This window comes from Paenibacillus sp. J45TS6 (assembly GCF_018403285.1).
Lineage (GTDB): Bacteria > Bacillota > Bacilli > Paenibacillales > Paenibacillaceae > Paenibacillus.
This window is the reverse complement of the sequence record NZ_BOSJ01000063.1, coordinates 1-525: the sequence shown is the minus strand read 5'-3', so window position 1 is coordinate 525 and position 525 is coordinate 1. Positions and strand designations below refer to the sequence as shown.

2 tRNA genes and 1 rRNA gene are annotated in these 525 nt (G+C 47.4%); all 3 read left to right on the top strand.

The features are described 5' to 3' along the window. The first annotated feature begins 50 nt into the window (after window positions 1–50). The 3 genes from rrf (at window position 51) to KJS58_RS24860 (ending at window position 378) form a co-directional block, all read left to right on the top strand. Window positions 51–167: ribosomal RNA gene (rrf, locus tag KJS58_RS24870) — 5S ribosomal RNA — on the top strand. A gap of 36 nt (window positions 168–203) precedes the next feature. Continuing rightward, a tRNA-Ile gene (locus tag KJS58_RS24865) sits at window positions 204–280 on the top strand. A 22-nt stretch (window positions 281–302) separates the two neighbouring features. Continuing rightward, window positions 303–378, top strand: a tRNA-Ala gene (locus tag KJS58_RS24860). The last annotated feature ends 147 nt before the right edge of the window (window positions 379–525 follow it).

Below are 525 nucleotides of genomic sequence, written 5' to 3'. Positions count from 1 at the left end.
AAGACTCTTTCAACTTATACACTATATGATTGAATGGCTTCAATCATGCGTTTGGTGGCGATAGCGGAGGGGTTCCACACGTACCCATCCCGAACACGACCGTTAAGCCCTCCAGCGCCGATGGTACTTGGACCGCAGGGTCCTGGGAGAGTAGGACGCCGCCAAGCGCAACCCTTTATAGGGATGTACAAGCTTCATATTGAGGGCCCTTAGCTCAGCTGGTTAGAGCGCACCCCTGATAAGGGTGAGGTCGGTGGTTCGAGTCCACTAGGGCCCACCATTTAACTTAATAATCCTATTATGGGGCCATAGCTCAGCTGGGAGAGCGCCTGCCTTGCACGCAGGAGGTCAGCGGTTCGATCCCGCTTGGCTCCACCAAAAAAATTTTTTAAACTTGATCCTTGAAAACTAGATAACGAAACAATTTTGCGATTTTAGAAATATCCTTTAAGCTGAACTTGTGTTAAACAAGTGAAGATTAATAGATTGCTTAGCGAAATTTTTGGATGATGAACGACTTTTGGC